The 17697-nt window shown below is 59.5% G+C and carries 15 protein-coding genes; 9 read left to right on the plus strand and 6 right to left on the minus strand.

Annotated features, from left to right (window positions below):
* Positions 1-108 precede the first annotated feature (108 nt).
* The 3 genes from folE2 to KI810_RS06285 are packed head-to-tail and all read right to left on the minus strand — an operon-like array spanning position 109 to position 3085.
* Positions 109-993 (minus strand): GTP cyclohydrolase FolE2, encoded by an 885-nt coding sequence (gene folE2, locus KI810_RS06275; protein ID WP_214174579.1) that lies wholly within the window; start codon positions 991-993, stop codon positions 109-111.
* Positions 990-1703 (minus strand): 7-cyano-7-deazaguanine synthase QueC, encoded by a 714-nt coding sequence (gene queC / locus KI810_RS06280; RefSeq protein WP_214174580.1) that lies wholly within the window; start codon positions 1701-1703, stop codon positions 990-992. The genes folE2 and queC overlap by 4 nt, the downstream gene beginning before the upstream one ends.
* Positions 1700-3085, minus strand: coding sequence for a DEAD/DEAH box helicase (locus KI810_RS06285; protein WP_214174581.1), 1386 nt, complete (start codon positions 3083-3085; stop codon positions 1700-1702). The genes queC and KI810_RS06285 overlap by 4 nt, the downstream gene beginning before the upstream one ends.
* A 303-nt stretch (positions 3086-3388) precedes the next feature.
* Here KI810_RS06285 and trmB point away from each other — a divergent pair, with 303 nt between their 5' ends.
* From trmB to KI810_RS06315, 6 genes are all read left to right on the plus strand, one after another.
* The gene (trmB, locus tag KI810_RS06290) at positions 3389-4012 is read left to right on the plus strand and encodes a tRNA (guanosine(46)-N7)-methyltransferase TrmB (RefSeq protein ID WP_214174582.1); all 624 of its coding nucleotides are present in this window, start codon (positions 3389-3391) and stop codon (positions 4010-4012) included.
* A gap of 89 nt (positions 4013-4101) precedes the next feature.
* The gene (gene truD, locus KI810_RS06295) at positions 4102-5310 is read left to right on the plus strand and encodes a tRNA pseudouridine(13) synthase TruD (RefSeq protein WP_214174583.1); all 1209 of its coding nucleotides are present in this window, start codon (positions 4102-4104) and stop codon (positions 5308-5310) included.
* Between the two features lie 110 nt (positions 5311-5420).
* Positions 5421-5756 carry a DUF4212 domain-containing protein gene (locus tag KI810_RS06300; RefSeq protein ID WP_214174584.1) on the plus strand — a complete coding sequence of 112 codons (336 nt, stop codon included), beginning with the start codon at positions 5421-5423 and terminating at the stop codon, positions 5754-5756.
* Complete coding sequence (locus tag KI810_RS06305; RefSeq protein ID WP_214174585.1) at positions 5749-7278, plus strand: VC_2705 family sodium/solute symporter; 1530 nt, start codon at positions 5749-5751, stop codon at positions 7276-7278. The genes KI810_RS06300 and KI810_RS06305 overlap by 8 nt, the downstream gene beginning before the upstream one ends.
* A 13-nt stretch (positions 7279-7291) precedes the next feature.
* Positions 7292-8518 (plus strand): putative nucleotidyltransferase substrate binding domain-containing protein, encoded by a 1227-nt coding sequence (locus tag KI810_RS06310; RefSeq protein WP_214174586.1) that lies wholly within the window; start codon positions 7292-7294, stop codon positions 8516-8518.
* Between the two features lie 7 nt (positions 8519-8525).
* Complete coding sequence (locus tag KI810_RS06315; protein ID WP_214174587.1) at positions 8526-9320, plus strand: sugar phosphate isomerase/epimerase family protein; 795 nt, start codon at positions 8526-8528, stop codon at positions 9318-9320.
* Here the strand turns inward: KI810_RS06315 and KI810_RS06320 are convergent.
* The gene (locus KI810_RS06320; RefSeq protein ID WP_214174588.1) at positions 9310-9765 is read right to left on the minus strand and encodes a universal stress protein; all 456 of its coding nucleotides are present in this window, start codon (positions 9763-9765) and stop codon (positions 9310-9312) included. The two genes, KI810_RS06315 and KI810_RS06320, sit on opposite strands and share 11 nt — an antisense overlap.
* Before the next feature lie 411 nt (positions 9766-10176).
* Here KI810_RS06320 and KI810_RS06325 point away from each other — a divergent pair, with 411 nt between their 5' ends.
* A complete protein-coding gene (locus tag KI810_RS06325; RefSeq protein WP_214174589.1) occupies positions 10177-10959 on the plus strand; it encodes an IclR family transcriptional regulator in 783 nt (260 codons plus the stop codon).
* A gap of 80 nt (positions 10960-11039) precedes the next feature.
* Here KI810_RS06325 and coaE read toward each other — a convergent pair whose 3' ends face one another.
* On the minus strand, positions 11040-11648 hold the full coding sequence (gene coaE / locus KI810_RS06330) for a dephospho-CoA kinase (RefSeq protein WP_214174746.1): 609 nt from the start codon (positions 11646-11648) through the stop codon (positions 11040-11042).
* A gap of 20 nt (positions 11649-11668) precedes the next feature.
* Complete coding sequence (locus tag KI810_RS06335) at positions 11669-12799, minus strand: aminopeptidase (protein WP_214174590.1); 1131 nt, start codon at positions 12797-12799, stop codon at positions 11669-11671.
* A 237-nt stretch (positions 12800-13036) separates the two neighbouring features.
* Between KI810_RS06335 and KI810_RS06340 the strand changes: the two genes are divergently transcribed.
* The gene (locus KI810_RS06340; RefSeq protein ID WP_214174591.1) at positions 13037-15055 is read left to right on the plus strand and encodes an FAD-dependent oxidoreductase; all 2019 of its coding nucleotides are present in this window, start codon (positions 13037-13039) and stop codon (positions 15053-15055) included.
* Between the two features lie 58 nt (positions 15056-15113).
* Positions 15114-17639: a molybdopterin-dependent oxidoreductase gene (locus KI810_RS06345; protein WP_214174592.1), complete on the plus strand. Its 2526-nt coding sequence runs from the start codon at positions 15114-15116 to the stop codon at positions 17637-17639.
* The last annotated feature ends 58 nt before the right edge of the window (positions 17640-17697 follow it).

Genomic DNA, 17697 nt, shown 5'->3' on the forward strand with positions numbered 1-17697 from the left:
TTTGAACAGGTGCTGTTAGTCCGCGGTTGATAACGACTTACGGCCGGCGGCATCCGTTTCCCCCCGTTACGGCGCTAACTCCAGGGATTCATTGCTGTTATGCCGCTGTTACCGCTTATCTCGCTCCACTGCCGCATAGGCAGAATGGTTGTGGATCGATTCGAAATTTTCCGCCTCGACCGAGAACCAGCTGATGTTCTCGTCGGCAGTGAGGCGCAATGTCGCTTCCCGGACCATGTCCTCCACGAACCGGGGGTTTTCGAACGCCTGCTCGGTGACGAATTTCTCGTCCTGGCGCTTGAGGAGTGAATAGACGGGGGAACTGCCGCAGCTCTCCATGAGCGTCACCAGGTCCTCGATCCAGATGAATTCCCGGTAGCGAACCTGGACAGTCATGACGGAGCGCTGGTTGTGGGCGCCGTACCGGGAGAGCTCCTTGCTGCAGGGGCAGAGAGAGGTGAGGGGGACCCGCACCTCCAGTACGAAATCGAAGGTGTCGTTCAGGCTCGCCCGGAAGGCGCAGGTGTATTCCATGAGGCTCCGCGCGCCGGAGACCGGGGCCCGCTTCTCGATGAAGTAGGGGAACTCTATCTCCAGGTGGGCGCTGGAGGCCCCCAGTTTCTGCTTCATCTCCTCCAGCATGGTCTCCATCTTGTCCAGGGCGATCTGCTCCCGGTAGCTGTTGAGGATCTCCACGAAGCGGCTCATGTGGGTCCCCTTGAACTGGTGGGGGAGGTCCACGTACATGTTGACCCGGGCCACCGTGTGCTGGACCTTCTTCAGCTTGTCCATCACCACGATGGGGTAGGAGATGTCCTTCACTCCCACCTTGTTGATGGGAACCCGGCGGGTGTCGCGGGATTTCTGGACGTCGTGGAGGATCGGGGACCGGGGATCGGGGACCGGGGACTGAGAAGCGGCAGCCGGCGAATGATCGCTGGTGGCTGGTGTTGTGCGATTGGAGACAGAGGATCGGGGTTTTCTGGTTTTCATGCCGGTTCCTTCCTGGTCCCTGGTCCCTGGTCCCTGGTCACGTATTTCACCGGATCCGGTATTCCCGCCTCGGCGAACCCCTTGAGCCGCAGCCGGCAGGAATCGCACAGCCCGCAGGCAAGCCCTCCCGGGGTCGGGTCGTAGCAGGAATGGGTCCGGCTGTAGTCCACGCCGAGATCGAGTCCTTTCCTGATGATCTCGGCCTTGGTGAGATGGATGAGCGGGGTGTGGACCGTGAACCGTCCCGTTCCTTCCACTCCTGCCTTGGTGGCCAGATTGGCCATCTGCTCGAAGGCGGCGATATACTCCGGCCGGCAGTCGGGATAGCCGGAGTAATCCAGGGCGTTGACGCCGATGAAGATGTCGAAGGCGCCGAGCGCTTCGGCCCACCCCAGGGCGAAGGAGAGGAAGATGGTGTTGCGGGCCGGCACATAGGTGACCGGGATGTCGCTCCCCACCCCTTCCTTCGGCACGGCGATGTCGCTCGTCAGGGCACTTCCCCCCACCTGCCGGTAATCGAACTCAACCACCAGGTGCTCCACGGCGCCGGCTCCCCTGGCGTTCCGCTTCGCCAGCTCCAGCTCAACGCTGTGCCGCTGACCGTAGGCGAAACTCATGGCATAGGGGGCAAACCCTTCCGCCTTTGCGATAGTCAAGCAGGTGGTTGAATCGAGCCCGCCGCTGTAGAGGATGACAGCTTTTTTCGTCATGCGGGAGTTCCTTCCCCCGCAGGTTTCTTTTTCCGCGGCCGGCGGCGCTTCTTCTTCACTTCCCCTTCGCCCGCTCCGGCCACCGGGCTGGCTTGAGCCGCTGCAGGTGTCGGGGAACCCTTCTTCTCGTGCCGCGTCCGTTCGCCGCTCCTGCCCCGGTCGTTGCCGCGTCCCTGCCCGGGCTTTCCCTTGCCCACCGGCTTCTCAACCCGCGGTCGCGCCTTGACCCTGATGTAGTCGTGGACGAACATATCGTCTTCTGCCCATTCGACCGGGACCTTGTGCTTGATGTACTCCTCGATCGCTTCCAGGTAAAAGGCGCCGTCCTCGTCGGCCAGGGATATGGCCTTCCCCTCGGCGCCGGCCCGGGCGGTGCGGCCGATGCGGTGGACATAGTCCTCGGCGTCCTGGGGGAGGTCGTAGTTGATGACGTGGGAGACCCCCTCGATGTGGAGGCCGCGGGATGCCACGTCGGTGGCGATCATGATGGGGAGTTTGCCGCTCTTGAAGTCCTCCAGGATCTTCAGGCGTTTTCTCTGCTCCACGTCGCCGGAGATGACCTTGGCCGGGAAGCCGTTGGCGTTCAGCCGGTCGTAGAGGAATTCCCCCTCCCGCTTGGTGTTGATGAAGATCATGGTCCGCTCCATCCCTTCCTTCCTCAGGAGTCCCAGAAGGAGCGGGAACTTCTCCTTGCGGGAGGCGTGGTAGAGAATCTGCTCCACGTTGTCGGCGGTCATCTTTTCCGGGGTGACCGAGACCTTGGTGGGTGCGTTCATGAACTCATAGGCCAGTTCCATGACCCGCTGGTTGAGGGTGGCGGAGAAGAGCATGTTCTGGCGTGCGTCATAGGGGGGAAGGCGGCGGAGGATGAAGCGGAGGTCGGCGATGAATCCCATGTCGAACATCCGGTCCGCCTCGTCGATGACCAGCGCCTCGACGCTCTTGAGGTTGTAAACCTTCTGCTTCAGGTAGTCGATAAGCCGTCCCGGTGTGCCGATGACTACGTCCGCCCCTTCCTTGAGGGCGTTTTTCTGGAGCATGTAGTCAACTCCGCCGTAGATGGCCTGGATGCTGAAGCCGGCATGTTTGCCGAGCGCCTGGGCGTCCGCTTCGATCTGCACCACCAGTTCCCTGGTAGGGGCGAGGATCAGTGCCCGGGGCTGGCGATCCTTTCCTTCCCGTGGCGTTTGGAGGAGTTTGGTGAAGAGGGCAATGAGAAAGGCGGCGGTCTTTCCGGTGCCGGTCTGGGCCTGGCCGGCAACGTCCTTGCCTGCCAGGGCGAGGGGAAGGGTCTGTTCCTGGATCGGGGTGCAGTCGGTGAAGCCGGTTTCGGTAATTCCCTGCTGTACCGGTTCCGGCAGGTTGAGTTCGCTGAATTTCATGGATGACGTTTCCTTTATTTCGTTATTTCAAGAGGATAGCTATAGCACAGCGGGCGGGAAATAGCAAGCCGCGCCGGGACAGTTGATGGGGTACCTCAATCATGCAAATTACCCTGATATCAGCAGATTGCCACTGCTGACACTAAAACGCGAATGTTTTTGCGGCATGACGGCGAGCATATTCGTGAAAATTTCGGTTATCGATTTTCTTAAGATTTTTCTCACTGCCAACACTTCCATACTTCCGCTTTTCTGGGCAGTTGTGCTATGGTACGCCCACAAATATGTTCCAAGGACACCGAGATGCAATCCTTCATCCACATCGACTCCCCAAACTACCTCCGCGAGGAGCAGCTGCCCGCACCGCTGAACTGGTCGGCGGTGTTCGGCAACGATCATCCCATAGCGCTCGAGATAGGCTGCGGTATCGGCGACTTCATCGTCAAGACCGCCCTCGAAGCCCCGGAACGGAACTTCATCGCCATCGATTTCTACAACAAGGGGTGCTACAAGACCTGCCGTCGTATCGATAGCCACGGGCTGACCAATGTGCGGGTGCTGCGGGTCGAGGCGCGCCAGTTCATTCAGGAACGGTTGCCGAAGGGGCTTTTGGCAGCGGTTTACATAAACTGCCCCGATCCCTGGCCGAAAAAGAAGCACCGCAAGAGGCGGCTGGTCAATCGCCAGTTCCTGGAATTTCTCCGCGACTACCTGGTGCCGGGGGGGGATTTCTATTTCGCTACCGATTTCGACGATTACGGTATCGATGTGGCGGGGCTTCTGCCGGGGATGGCAGGGTACGGGAACTGCCTGACGCCGGACCTCTACCGTCATGAACTGGAGGGATACCATCTTTCCAAGTATATGCGGAAGTTCATGGCAGAGGGGAAGAGGATTTACTTTGTCCATTACCGGAAAATTTCATAGACCGGAAGTACTGAAGATCGGAAGCGCGGAAGTCAAAGTTTTTTCTTCGGACTTCCCCGCCTGTACCCTCCGAGCTCGAGAGGCCTGATTTGACCACGTATCTTACGGCAGATATCCCCGGTGCCGGCGGGACCATCAAGGAGTCGCCGGAGGATTTCCAGGTGACGGAGCTCCCCCTCTATTTCCCCTGCGGCGCCGGCGAGCATACCTATGCGGAGATCGAGAAACGCGGAGTCACCACCCTGGATGCCCTGCGCCGGATCGCCCGGGCTCTGGGGGTGTCCGATCGGGACATGGGGTACGCGGGAATGAAGGATGCCCGGGGGATTACCCGCCAGACCGTATCTATCCCGCGGATGGATCCCCAGTTGGTGCTCGGCCTTGCGCTCCCCGGCATCAAGGTCCTGACGGCGGCGCGCCATACCAACAAGCTGAAGCTCGGTCACCTGGCCGGCAACCGGTTCCATATCAGGCTGCGTGATGTCGAGTCCCACGCCCTGGAGCGGGCCAGTGCGGTGCTTCAGGTCCTTGTTGAGCGGGGGGTCCCCAATCGGTTTGGCGAGCAGCGCTACGGTGCCCAGGGTAATTCCCCTCTTATCGGCGGCGCCTGGCTGCGGGGTGACTACCGGGGCGCGGTGGACGCTCTCATGGGGAACCCCGAACTGGTGCGGGACGAACGGTGGCGAACCGCCATCGCTGCCTACCGGCGGGGGGAGCTGGAGGAAAGTCTGCGGCTCTTTCCCGGCCACTGCCGAACCGAACGGGATGTCCTGCAGCGCCTGGCCAAGAATCCCGGGGCGTGGGGCAAGGCCCTCAATGCGGTCCACCCCCGCCTGAAGAAACTCTATCTTTCCGCCTACCAGTCCTTGCTGTTCGACCGGCTGCTGGAAACACGGCTGGCAGGCTTCGACCGGGTAGTAGCCGGCGACCTTGCCTTCAAGCACGACAGCGGCGCCTGTTTTCTCGTTACCGACCCGGCGGTCGAGACTCCCCGTGCCGAACGCTTCGAAATATCCCCTACCGGCCCGCTGTTCGGCTGCAGGATGAAGTCTCCGGAAGGGGCGCCGGGCGACATGGAAGCGTCCATCCTTGCCGGGGAAGGGCTTACTCCTGCCAGCTTCGACCTGCCGGGAGGGATGCGGCTGGAGGGGGAGCGGCGTCCGCTGCGGGTCCCACTCCGAGAACCGCTGCTGGCGGAGGACGGGGCTGATCTGATTCTTGAATTCTCGCTTCCCAAGGGCTCCTACGCTACGGCGGTCCTGCGGGAGATTATCAAGCCGGTCTGTATGGACACGTGAATCTTTATTGCTAGAATCAGTAGGAGAAAAACGTTGGGTGGCGGACCCAGCCACGGCGGGCGATCACGGGGGTCGCTCCAGCAGAGCGCACTGCTCTTGGAGGCTTACGCATGAACCGGCACGAAGAGCACGAAGAGAAGTATGTTGTCAACCTGTTCAATCCCAAGCAGGGGTACATGCGTGGAGAGGTGGTTATCATTCTGGCGATCTTGGTCGGCTGGGGGGTGATGAACTTCGGCTTCCAGGCAGTGCTCTGGCTTCTGGCTGAAAATCCGCTGGGAGAAGGGATTTTTACCCGGCTCACCTTTTTCAATCTTCCCTACCATTTCTGGTTCACCGCCCAGTTTCTTCCCCTCTGGTTCATCATTCTCTGCGTGATTTTCAATGTCTACCTCGATCGTCTCACCGAGCGCCACAGCAGAAGGAGAGACAGGACCTATGAGTAACGATCCGGTTAAATTCTGGCCGCTTCTTATCGTCACGGGGGTGCTGGTCTCCTTTGTCGTGGCCGGTCTGCGCGCAAAATCCCAGGAAATGTCCGACTACGGATTTTCCGGCCGCTATATCGGCCGTATCGGCGGCGGGGCGGCAATCGCCAGCAACTGGATGAGCGCGGCCAGCTTTCTCGGCATGGCGGGTCTCCTCTATCTCCAGGGGTACTTCGCCCTCGCCTACGTCATCGGCTGGACCGGCGGCTACGTCCTTCTTCTGGTGCTCATGGCGGGCCAGATCCGGCGGTTCGGCAAATATACCGCCCCCGATTTCGTCGGCACCCGCTACGATTCCGATGTCGCCCGTCTCCTGGCGGCGCTCATTTCCATCACCATATCCGTCATATACTGCGTCGCCCAGTTCAAGGGGATCGGCATGCTGTTCGGCTGGCTGTTCGGCATCGACTACGGGCGGGGGGTCGTCCTCGGCGGCAGTATTGTCGTCTGTTACGTGGTGGTCTGCGGCATGCTCGGGGTGGCCCGCAACCAGCAGTTGCAGTACTTCGTAACCATCGTCTCTTTCATCCTCCCCCTCATGTACCTGGCCCACCGGTTCGGCTATTTCTGGATACTTCCCCAGTTCGGCTATGGTGAGGGAATTCAGGACCTGGCTACGGAGTTCAGCATCAACTTTTCCGCCCCCTTTGCCAGCGGTTCCCCGTTCCAGTGGGTCGCTCTCTGTTTTACGCTCATGGTCGGCACGGCCGGGCTTCCCCATGTCCTGTCCCGTTTCTACATCCTTCCCAACATCCGGGATGCACGGTGGAGCGTGGTATGGGGACTGTTTTTCATCGCCCTCATTTACTGGTCCGCGCCGGCCTACGCCGTATTTGCCCGGCTTCTGGAAGCACGGGGGGGGTATATCCCCGATCCTGGGGCGGCCCATAAGATGGCCGACATCATGGTGCTCAAGACGGCGGTCATGGGTGGGGTGCCGGTCTGGCTGACCGGCCTGCTGGCAGCCGGAGCGGTCAGCGCCGCATTCTTTACGGTTACCGGGCTCCTCATGACCGGTGCCGCGTCCCTTTCCCACGATATCTATTACCGTCTTATCAACCCCCGGGCTTCGGAATCGCGAAAAATGACGATCGCCAAGGGGGGGACCCTGGTGCTGGCAGCCCTGGTGCTGCTTATCGCCCTCAAGCCCCCTGCTCTCATAGCTGAAATCACGGCGGTTGCCTTCGCCCTGGCCGGCAATACCATCTTTCCCGCTTTCCTGCTTGGCATCTGGTGGGGACGTGCCAATCGTCACGGGGTCATAGCCGGCATGGTTCTGGGGGTCGTGATAACCTTTGCCGCCCCTCTGGCGGGAAATATGGTTCCCCTGATTGCCACCCTTTTTCCGGCAACCTCTTCCGCATTCTGCGGAGCTCCACTGGTGATACTCGTCATGGTGGTGGTGTCGCTCCTGACGCCTCCCCCATCGGATGAAATGAGACGTTTTCTGGCCGAGCAGGTCCACGGCCATCTCGATTAGGAGGATAAATGCCATGTCGATGTTTCCGGTGAACAGGGGGGGCGACATCCTTGCCTGGCATGACACGGTGGAACTGATTGATGGTGTGAAACGTCAGCTGGCTCAAAAGATTGCGTACCTCACCGGCGGGGACGAGATTGTTCTGCTGCAAGGCTTTCAGGGGCGGATCGAGGAGGAACTGGCAGTTGAATCCCGCTTTGCGGAAGATGTTGAACAGGTTCTGTCTGCACTGGAGACGGCAGGCACGGCGGACGAGGTGGCTGCCGGTTACCGGCGGGGCAAGCAGCTGGCGACCGACTATTTTCAGCGGCGGGGGTCGGTACTGGTGGTGCAGTCGCTCTGCGCAACCCTGCAGGACCGGCTGGTCTCTCGTGCTTTGGCCCTTGCCGGAGAATGGATGGCGCGGAGCGGTTTCGGCCCGCCTCCCGTGCCTTATTGCTGGTTTGCCTTCGGCGGGGCGGGGAGAGAGGAAGGGACCATTGCCGGAGAGTGCGACGCACTACTCGTGCATGGCGAACTGACTGGAGACCATGCCGGGTATTTTGCCGGGTTTTCCCTGAGAATAATGGCCATACTGGAAAATTGCGGCGTCAAGAGTGTGGCGGGCATTACGCCGGCACATTCTTCATGGCGGGGGAGCATCAACGAATGGCGAATGCGGCTGATCGAGGGGGTTTCCGGTGAAAAAACGCTCGAAGACCACTCGTTCCTGGTGCGATTTGCCGACTTGCGCCTGGTCGGCGGGGATTCGGGCCTTTGTGGCGAGACGATGAACCTGGTTCGCAGTCTGTTCGATTTCAACCGTCGCGGATTTGACGAGGTGGCCCGCGGTGCGGCGGAGATGACGACAGGGCTCGATTTTTTCGGCAGGCTGCGGGTGGCGAAAGGGGGAGAGCACCGGGGTGAATTCAACCTGGAGCTGTTTGCGCTGGGACCGCTGGTGGAAAACATCCGGATACTGGCGGTGCGCACAGGCCTGCCGGAAACTGCGACAGTCGAGCGGATCAAGGCGCTGCTTGGGCGGGGGGAACTCGGAGTGGACCTGTCCCAGCGACTGCTGCGTGCCTATCACGATTTTGTGAGCCAGAAGCTGCGGCTGGAAATTGGTCGCAACGGTGAGGGATCATTCTTGAAGCCGGAAGAGCTTGGCGAGTCCGAGATCGAGTCTTTGAAGGAGGGAGTGGAAGCGGTGGTGAACCTGCAGCGGATAGTCTACCAGCGTTTCGTCGCTAACGGCTAGGAGAGCTATGCGGATATCCCTCTCCTCAGGAACCCTGTTCACCTACCCGCTTCACAGGGTGTTCGAGATAGCCCGCGATGTCGGCTTTGACGGACTGGAACTGATTATCAACCAGGATTTCCAGAAGGTCAACCCGCGCTCGGTGGTTCGGGACCTTGCCCCGATCCTTCCCATCCTTTCCATTCATGCGCCATTCATGCCGCTGGACGGCTGGGGAGGGCCGGTCGATTCCGTCAGGCGTTCCGTCGAGATCGCCGCAGACTGCGGTGTGCCGTTGGTCAATTTCCATCCCGCATCCTGGCTCGGGTTCGAGCTTGCGTTCTGGCGCTGGATGTACAGGATAATCGACTTCCAGAAGGAGGTAGGGGATGAGGGGGTGATCCTTACCCTGGAGAACATGCCGTGGGTCGGAAGGTTCAAGATCAATCAGTATATCCTTTCCCATACCGGCAAAATGATCGACTTCCTCCAGGAGCGCAATCTCTACATGACCTTCGACTGTACCCACATGGGGTCGGGCAAGACCAACTTCATCAATGATTTTTATCTGTTCTACAACACCGGCCGGATTCGCAATGTCCATTTTTCCGACTATGGTCACGGCCGTGAGCATCTCCTCCCCGGTCACGGTATCCTGCCGCTGACACGTTTTCTCAATCACCTGCGCAACACCGGCTACAACGAAACCCTGACCCTCGAACTGTCTCCCCATGAATTTTCCCGGGACGAGCGGGTTATGATCGAGAGTCTGCGGGAAATTCTCCGGTACCTCCGGCGGGAGACCGCGCCGGTTACCCCCTGACCACGTAGACCGAGCACTTTGCGTTCTTGACGACCTTGTTGGAGACGCTTCCGAGCAGGTTCCGCTTGAGAAAACCCTTCCCCGTGCTCCCGATGATGATGACATCGATCTCTTCCCGTTGTGCGAAGGCGATGAGTTCGTCGGCCGGGTCTCCGTAGACCACAATTGTCGTCAGGGGAATATTCTGTTCGGATGAGTTCTTCTCTATAACGTAGAAAATGCGCTGCCGGCGCTCTTCCCACTCCTTCGCCTCGGTGATGGGGGGGGCCGGGACGAAGTCGGTAAAGGTGGTCCTTGGTGCGTTGGGGAGGACCAGCATGGCGTAAATGCTGCTTTTGAACTGGCTTGGGTTGCCGGCCGCCATCCGCACCGCTTCCTCTGCTGCCTTGTCGGAGAGGGGAGAGCCGTCGATGGCCACCAGGATTTTCTTCGGCAGGTTAAGCATGGGACGTCCTCCTCGCGTGCTTTGTCATTAGTTAAACTCTTTTGCCGGGGAAGTGCCGGTTCGGGTTGTCGAACCAGGTGAAAACGCCGTGCCTGGGGTATTTCGAGCCCTTGTATACAAATTATAACCACATAATATTTCTTCCTTGACAATTATAAAACATTATTCTATATTTTACGAAGTAATTTTGCATAATTTTTCAAAGACATCAGCTGGCATGTGATCTCCATGTCCCCAATCTGAAAGTACTGCAAATCTCTAATAGAACAATAAACGTGTTGTTTTTTTGCAGGATAAGAAATTGGTTTGGAATAGGCAATCCCAATTTTCGAGCACCAAGAAACCCCTTGACATATTCGGCCGAAGAGCTTATTTAAAACGGTTGGAATCTAACTAACTACAGGTGTAACCATGGCCAAAAAAGAAAAATCGGAGTACCTCATCCAGGCTGTTTCCCACGCCCTTGATCTTCTCGAGCAGTTTCATGACGATATCGACGAGCTTGGCGTGACAGAACTTTCCAAGCGCCTCAAATTGCATAAAAACAATGTTTTCCGGTTACTGGCGACCCTTGAATCGCGCGGTTATATCGAGCAGAACAGGGTGACCGAAAACTACCGCCTCGGTCTTAAGACTCTGGAACTGGGGCAGACCTTCATCAAGCAGATGGGGCTTCTTCGCCAGTCCCGTCCCGTGCTGGAGTCGTTGGTCAGTGAATGCAATGAAACCACCTACGTGGCGATTCTCAAGGATTTCCACATCGTCTATCTCGACGTCGTGGAGACCGACCTGACGGTGCGGGTGGTCCCGCGGGTGGGCGCACGCCTTCCCGCATACTGCACGGCTGCCGGCAAGGTACAGATCGCCTACATGACTGATGAGGAGTTGGAGAACTACCTGCCGACCAAGGAACTGAAACGCTTCACTCCCAACACGATTACCGATCGTGATGAGTTGAAGAAGCATCTCAAGGTCATCGCCGAGCAGGGTTACGCCATGGACAACGAGGAACTGGACATCGGCGTACGCTGTGTCGGGGCGCCGATCCGCGACTACACGAGACGGATTATCGGGGCGGTGAGCATATCCGGTCCGTCCATGCGCTTTACCGACGAGCGGGTGGAAAAAGAACTGATTCCGATGGTGAAGCGGGCGGCGGAGGAGATTTCCACCAAGCTCGGCTATCACAAATAAGGAAAGTTTCGTGATCAGCGAATGAAAAGGCCCTCGATCTCCGGGGGCCTTTTTTGTCGCCGTAGTCTGAAATCAAGCTGCTAATCCCCGGTTCTCCCCAGGATTTCCCGTTCCCATGTTTCACGTATCGTCCGAGCGAGATCTGCTTTTGTCCCCCGGTTGTCGATGACCACCCGTGCCAGCTTCCGTTTTTCCTCCATAGGCATCTGGCTGGAAATTCGCTGCAGGGCATCGGCCGCGCTGAGTCCTTCCCGCTGCATGAGCCGCCGTACCTGGGTGTCACTATCCACGTAGACCACCCATACCTCGTCAACCCGGCCGGTGATCCCTGCTTCGATGAGGAGGGGGGCCATGTAGACAGCCAGGCGGGTCCCCCGGCGGCGCAGTTCGGCCAGTGAATTCTCCGCCAGCCGTGCGATGGCCGGATGGGTGATGGATTCCAGCCGCCTGCGGGCTGCCGGGTCGGCGAAGACGATGGCTCCCAGAGCCGCCCGGTTGATGGTTCCGTCTTCGTTCAGCACGTCGGTGCCGAAGGCCGCAACGATTGCACGGTAGGCAGGTTCTCCGGGGCGGACCACGTCCCGCGCCAGCTGGTCGGCATCGATTACTTCCGCGCCCAGCTCGGCGAGAATTTTCGCCGCAGTGCTCTTTCCCGATGCTATTCCGCCAGTAAGACCGATGACCCGCACCGCCTCACCCCCCTCTGCACTCATATCTCAAGCTTGCCATCCTTCAGTAAGACCTGCTGGTTTCCATCGTCCATGATTGCCGTCAGGGTAGGTCTGTAGAAGACGTAATCTTCGTGGAACGGCGTCTGGACAGTGCCCCCGAAGCCCGAATTGTCCCCCAGGGCGATATGGATGGTGCCGAGGATTTTTTCCGCCTCAAGGATGTTATCCGGTCGGGAGGCCTTGTCGTTGGTGCCGATTCCCAGTTCGGCTATGTTGCGGTTGTCGGCATTCTCCGCGAATTTCTGCTCCAGTTTGCGACGATGGGGCTCATCCCCCTGTATTTCGACAACCCTGCCGTCGGCGACGGTGAGGGCAAGTGGAGACGCCAGCTTGCGGGTCGGCCCGTACTCGAGCACCATCACCCCCGAACTCGTCCCCTCCAGCGGGGCAAGGTAGACCTCGCCGGCAGGGAGATTGCCGAAGCTTCCCGGACTTGTCAGCATGCCGTCATCCCCCTTTGCCGTTCTTCCCCGTTTGCCGAAGCGCATCCGGGTCCCGTTGGGGGTTTCCACCACAATCTCCGCTGCCAGGTTGACAGCTGCTGCCAACCTGGCGGTACGTTCTGCAAGGGCCTGCCAGTCAACCTTCATGGAGGTGAAGAACATGTCCGGATCAAAGGCGGGGAGACTTGCAAACCTCCCTTCCGCGGCGTTGACGAGGGTACGGAACCTGGTATGGCTCGTGGAGTTGTTGGAGAGGGCGATTACCACGTCCGCCACCTCCTCTCTGGCTGCCGTGACGATGCCGGTTGCTTTCCGGATATCGTCCTTGTCGGCCGTCTTGGCCAGAAGGCGACTGAAGATGCCCGATGCGATGAGTTGACTGACTATGTTCTCGCCCAGAACGGCGCGCCAGAGAATCTCCGGCGGTTCTGCTCCCGATGCAGCGGTCGCCGGGAACGAAACAAATGCGGCATTACCGTACGTGTCCTGGGCAAACTCCCCTGCCTTCCGTGCCACGTCGAGCAACCGCCGGCGACGGTCTGCGTCTGCAGGCAGGGGCGTTTCGTCGGAACGGATGGTGTCGCCGAATACTACGATCCGTTCCCCCTTTCTTACCCCCATGTTGGTGGTGAACAGTGATGTAAAAGCGTCGTCCAGCTGCGACATGGTTTTCCCTCCCGGATGGGTTCTGTGCTCTCCCTCTTCTCCCATGAGATATAGCAGAGCCTTCACCTGTTTACAATCTTTAGTAAAATCCAATTAGTGTATTTTTCCCTTGATTTCACGGGGATGGTTGTGGTACTTATTGCATACTGTATACAATTGTGACGAGTGAATTTGTTCAATAAAAGCGAATGGTTAGCCGCATTTTGCGGCTATCTTCACGTTCGCGCGGAGGCTGAAGTGGCACAGGTGGTTTTTTCCAGCTGGGGGAGAAACGTAGTCGATAATCGCTCTGGTGGCGAGACAAAGGAGGCGACGTTCCGTCTCCCAACAACCTTTGATGGAGAAACCGTACTCGGTGCCTTCATGGGGTGGGACGGGATAATTCTCTACGACAAAGAGGTGGATGTCCCCGCCATGGCGGCTGAATATATGCGCAGGCTCCAGACCCTTTACGTCTGCGGCAAGTGCACGCCCGGCAAAAAGGGGACCAGGGTGGCGATGGATGCCCTTGGTGCCATTGTGGCCGGCAAGGGGAAGGAATCGGACCTGGCGGTCATCGAAGAGCTGGCTGAGCTCCTGAAAAACTGCAAGTGCACCCTCTGTCCCACCTCGATGGTTCCGGTCTTCGACGCGGTCAAGCATTTCCGTGACGATTTCGTCGCCTACATCAACGGCTCAAAATCTCCGGCCAACAGGCATCGTCTGGTACACAAGTACACTGCTCCCTGCCAGGACAAGTGCCCCGCCCATATCGACATCCCCGCCTACATCGAGGCGATCAAGGAGTACCGCTATGACGAGGCGCTGGAGGTAATCCGCGACAACATGCCACTTCCGTCGGTCTGTGGCCGCGTCTGCCCCCACCCCTGCGAGACTGCCTGCCGCCGCAAGCAGGTGGACGAGCCGATCAGCATCATGGTCCTGAAGAGGACCGCGTCCGATTACGAGTGGCAGCACAATATCAAACCTCCCATGGTTCCCAAGCCCAGAAAGAACAAGACTGTCGGTATCATCGGTGCCGGCCCGGCCGGCGTCGCCGCAGCCTACTACCTTGCCCTGGAAGGTTACACCAGCACCATTTACGAGGCACTTCCGGAAGGTTTCGGCGGCGGCATGATCGCCGTCGGCATCCCCCCGTACCGCATGCCGCGTCACCTGCTGCAGCGCGATATCGACATCATCTGTTCCATGGGATCGGAGATCAAGTACGGCGTCCGCGTCGGCAAGGATATCTCCCTTGCCGAACTGAAGCAGAAGCACGACGCCGTCTTCATCGCACCGGGCGCCCACCGCTCCAAGCCGATGGGTGTCGAGGGTGAGGACAAGGGGTACAAGGGGTTCCTTCGTGGTGGTATCGACTTCCTCCGTGAGGCGTACATGAAGCAGCCGACCGGGATGGGGAAAAAGGTCTGCGTGGTGGGGGGCGGGAACACGGCCATCGACTGCGTTCGCGTGGCGCTTCGCGAAGGTGCCGAAGAATCGACCCTGCTCTACCGTCGTTCCCGGAAGGAGATGCCTGCGGATGTCTGGGAAGTGGACGGGGCGGACGAGGAAGGGGTACGGTTCGAGTTCCAGGTGCTCCCCACCAAGATTCTGGTTGACGCCAACGAACAGGTGACCGGCGTGGAGTGCGTCCGGATGGCGCTGGGCGAGCCGGATGCATCGGGCCGTCGTCGTCCCGAGCCGGTTCCCGGCAGTGAGTTCGTTGTCGAGTGTGACACCGTCATCCCGGCCATTGGCCAGGACCCGGACCTCTCGTTCATCCCGCCGGACCTCGGCATCGACATCACCAAGTGGAATACGGTTGTCACCAAGTATGTCCCGCTCAAGGGGGCTGACGGCAAGGGGCTCCTCGACGGCATGGGCAACCCCCTCTCCCGTATCCTGATCACCGACATGGACGGTGTCTTCGCGGGCGGCGACGCCGAGATCGGCCCGCTTACGGTCGTTGCCTGCATCGGTAACGCCCACCGTGCCGCCAGGGTCATCCAGCGCTGGCTGGAGGAAGGGAAGGCGTATCTTGCCGACGATGACCTGATGGAAGATATCCTCAACTACCTGCCGGTCTACGACAAGAACGAGCAGGTTCCCTGGCTCGACTCCGTCGCACGTGCCCATCAGACTGAAGTCCATGGCAAGGAACGCGCCAGCAAGGGGAACTACCAGGAGGTCGAACTCGGGTTCAAGGATACCCAGGCGGTCAAGGAAGCCGAACGGTGCCTCCGCTGTTACCGCATGGCAATGATAGCTGTATAGGTTCACCGATTCATCGGGTTCAGGACTTCAGATTTTTCTCTTTCAGGGAGTTAAGAATATGGTCACATTGACAATCGACGGCAGGGACGTAACCGTACCGAAGGGTTCTACCATTCTGGAGGCTGCCCGTCAGATCGGTATAACGATTCCAACCCTCTGCTGGCTGGAGAAAGTTTCTCCCACCGGCGCCTGCCGTATTTGCGCGGTCGAGATCGAAGGGATTGACCGGACCATGACCGCCTGCAACACACCGGTCAAGGAAGGGATCAAGGTTACCACCCAGTCGGAAAAGCTTGCCGAGATCCGTCGCAAGGTCATGGAACTGATGCTGGTCAACCATCCGCTGGACTGCCCGGTCTGCGATGCGGCAGGCGAGTGCGACCTTCAGAACTGCACCTACGGCCTGCAGGCGGCCAAGCCCGAATACGCAGCCAACCTGGAGAGGCACAAAATCCGCTATGACTGGCCACTCATCGAGAGCGATCCCAACCGCTGCATTCTGTGCGAAAAGTGCGTCAAGGTCGACCATGAGGTGGTCGGGTGCGACGCGATCCATGTGGTCAACCGCGGCGACAGCACCATCATCGACACGGTGGACGGCAAGCCGCTCAACTGCGAATTCTGTGGTAACTGCGTCGGTGTCTGCCCCACCGGAACCCTGATCTCCAAGCCGTTCAAGTTCCGCGGCCGTCCCTGGTCGTTCACGGTTACCAAGAGCGTTTGCGGATTCTGCTCCACCGGCTGCCAGATCGAATACCATTCCCGCAACAACCGCGTGGAGCGTGTTACCAGCGATGACAGCACCTACAACAGCGGCAATCTCTGCATCAACGGCCGCTTCGGCTACAGCTATCTCAACGCTGTCGGCCGGCTCAACGCGCCGCTGGTCGGGGGGGCCAAGAGCGACTGGAACGGTGCCATGGCCTTTGCGGTCGGCAAGCTGCAGGAGATCGTCAAGACCCACGGTGGGGGAGCCGTTGCCGGTATCGGTTCCCCCCGGGTTACCAACGAAGAGAGTTTCCTCTTCCAGAAGCTCCTGCGTGAGGGGGTTGGAACTGGCAACATAGATTCAGAAGCCCGCCTCGGTTACGCGCAGACGAAAACGATCCTCTGGGAGCGTCTCGGCAGCAGCGGGGCCGGCTCGTCCATCGATCGGCTCGACCGCGCCGGTGCCATACTGGTGGTGGGATGCGACCTGAACGCCGAATCCACCGGCATGGAGTACCGGGTCATCAAGGCTGCCACCAAGAATGACGCCAAACTGGTGCTTGCCAATCCCCGTGCTGTCAAGTTGAAAAAATACGCCAATGTTCATCTCCAAAACCGACCCGGTGCCGAGCTTGCCCTGGTTTCCGGTCTTGTAAAGGCAATTGTCGACGAAGGGCTTGAGAACAAGGAATTCGTCGCCAGCCGGACCAGCGGTTTCGACACCCTGAAGAGCTCCCTGGCCGGTCAGTCTCTTGCAGATCTGGCTGCTGCCGCGGGGGTCACCGAGGCTGAACTGCTCGATGCTGCCCGCAACCTGGGTGGCAAGGCCGACGTGGCGATCGTTTTCGGCGCCGATGTGATTCGCGGTGTCGCCCGCAGCGAGACGGTTCGTGCCATAGCCGATCTCGCCCTTGTTCTCGGCGCACCTGCCGGCGAGCAGGGGGGCGTTTTCCCGGTGGAGCAGAAGAACAATATTCAGGGGATGCTCGACATGGGGGTCAGTCCGGACTTTCTCCCCGGCTACAAGCCGGCCGCCGCACCGGGAAAGGATCTGTGGCAGATTGTCGAAGGAATCGAGCAGGGAAGCATCAAGGCACTCTATCTGCTTGGTTGCAACCCCCTGGTCTCTTTCCCGGAGAATGCCCGTATCAGGGCCGCCCTGGCAAAACTCGATCTGCTCATCGTCCAGGACATCCAGAGCAGCGACCTCTCTTCCATGGCCCACGTGGTTTTTCCCGGTGCCGCCGCCGCCGAGAAAAGCGGTTCGTTCACGACACCCGATAACCGGATCCAATGCCTGAACCGTGCCGTTACCCCTCCGGGTGAGGCCCGGGAGGACTGGGATATTCTGGCCGAGGTCTACAGCCGCCTGACCGGCAAGCCCCATGCCCGCAACGTCGCCGAGGTCACTGCCGAACTGAAGGTTGAAACGGGTATCTACGACGGCAGCTGCCAGATGAACGACGGCCGTTGCTCCGGACTCATCAAGGCCATGCCGCCGGCGCCGTCCGTCTATGGTTTCGGCACACTGCCTTCGATTCCCCCTGCCGTTGCCGGCAAGCAGCCGTTCACCCTGATCGTCGGCGCCATCGGTTTCCACAACGGTACCATGTCCACCGCCTCGGAGAACAACCTGACCGTTTCGGCCGAGGGGTACATCGAGATCGCTGCCGAAGATGCCGCACGGATCGGTATTGCCGACGGTGCCCGCCTGAAGGTCAGCTCACCTGCCGGAAGCATGAACGGTCCGGCCAAGGTGAGCAACAAGCTCCAGCCGGGCATTCTCTTCGCTCCCCACCACTTTGCCGGCCTGAACGCCAGTGCCCTTCTGCCGGCCGGGTCCAGTTTTGTCGGCGTCACGGTGGAAAAAGGTTAGACAGGATAGTGACCATGTAATGAAAAAGCCCTCGGGACCTCCCGGGGGCTTTTTTTTT

It is taken from the genome of Geomobilimonas luticola, assembly GCF_018476905.1.
Taxonomy (GTDB): Bacteria; Desulfobacterota; Desulfuromonadia; order Geobacterales; family Geobacteraceae; genus Geomobilimonas; species Geomobilimonas luticola.

Coding starts and splice junctions, on each gene's coding strand:
- KI810_RS06305 (WP_214174585.1), top strand. CDS start 5,749: ATGAGTAACGATCCGGTTAAATTCTGGCCGCTTCTTATCGTCACGGGG.
- KI810_RS06285 (WP_214174581.1), bottom strand. CDS start 3,085: ATGAAATTCAGCGAACTCAACCTGCCGGAACCGGTACAGCAGGGAATT.
- KI810_RS06345 (WP_214174592.1), top strand. CDS start 15,114: ATGGTCACATTGACAATCGACGGCAGGGACGTAACCGTACCGAAGGGT.
- KI810_RS06320 (WP_214174588.1), bottom strand. CDS start 9,765: ATGCTTAACCTGCCGAAGAAAATCCTGGTGGCCATCGACGGCTCTCCC.
- KI810_RS06315 (WP_214174587.1), top strand. CDS start 8,526: ATGCGGATATCCCTCTCCTCAGGAACCCTGTTCACCTACCCGCTTCAC.
- trmB (WP_214174582.1), top strand. CDS start 3,389: ATGCAATCCTTCATCCACATCGACTCCCCAAACTACCTCCGCGAGGAG.
- KI810_RS06310 (WP_214174586.1), top strand. CDS start 7,292: ATGTCGATGTTTCCGGTGAACAGGGGGGGCGACATCCTTGCCTGGCAT.
- folE2 (WP_214174579.1), bottom strand. CDS start 993: ATGAAAACCAGAAAACCCCGATCCTCTGTCTCCAATCGCACAACACCA.
- KI810_RS06335 (WP_214174590.1), bottom strand. CDS start 12,799: ATGTCGCAGCTGGACGACGCTTTTACATCACTGTTCACCACCAACATG.
- KI810_RS06300 (WP_214174584.1), top strand. CDS start 5,421: ATGAACCGGCACGAAGAGCACGAAGAGAAGTATGTTGTCAACCTGTTC.
- KI810_RS06325 (WP_214174589.1), top strand. CDS start 10,177: ATGGCCAAAAAAGAAAAATCGGAGTACCTCATCCAGGCTGTTTCCCAC.
- queC (WP_214174580.1), bottom strand. CDS start 1,703: ATGACGAAAAAAGCTGTCATCCTCTACAGCGGCGGGCTCGATTCAACC.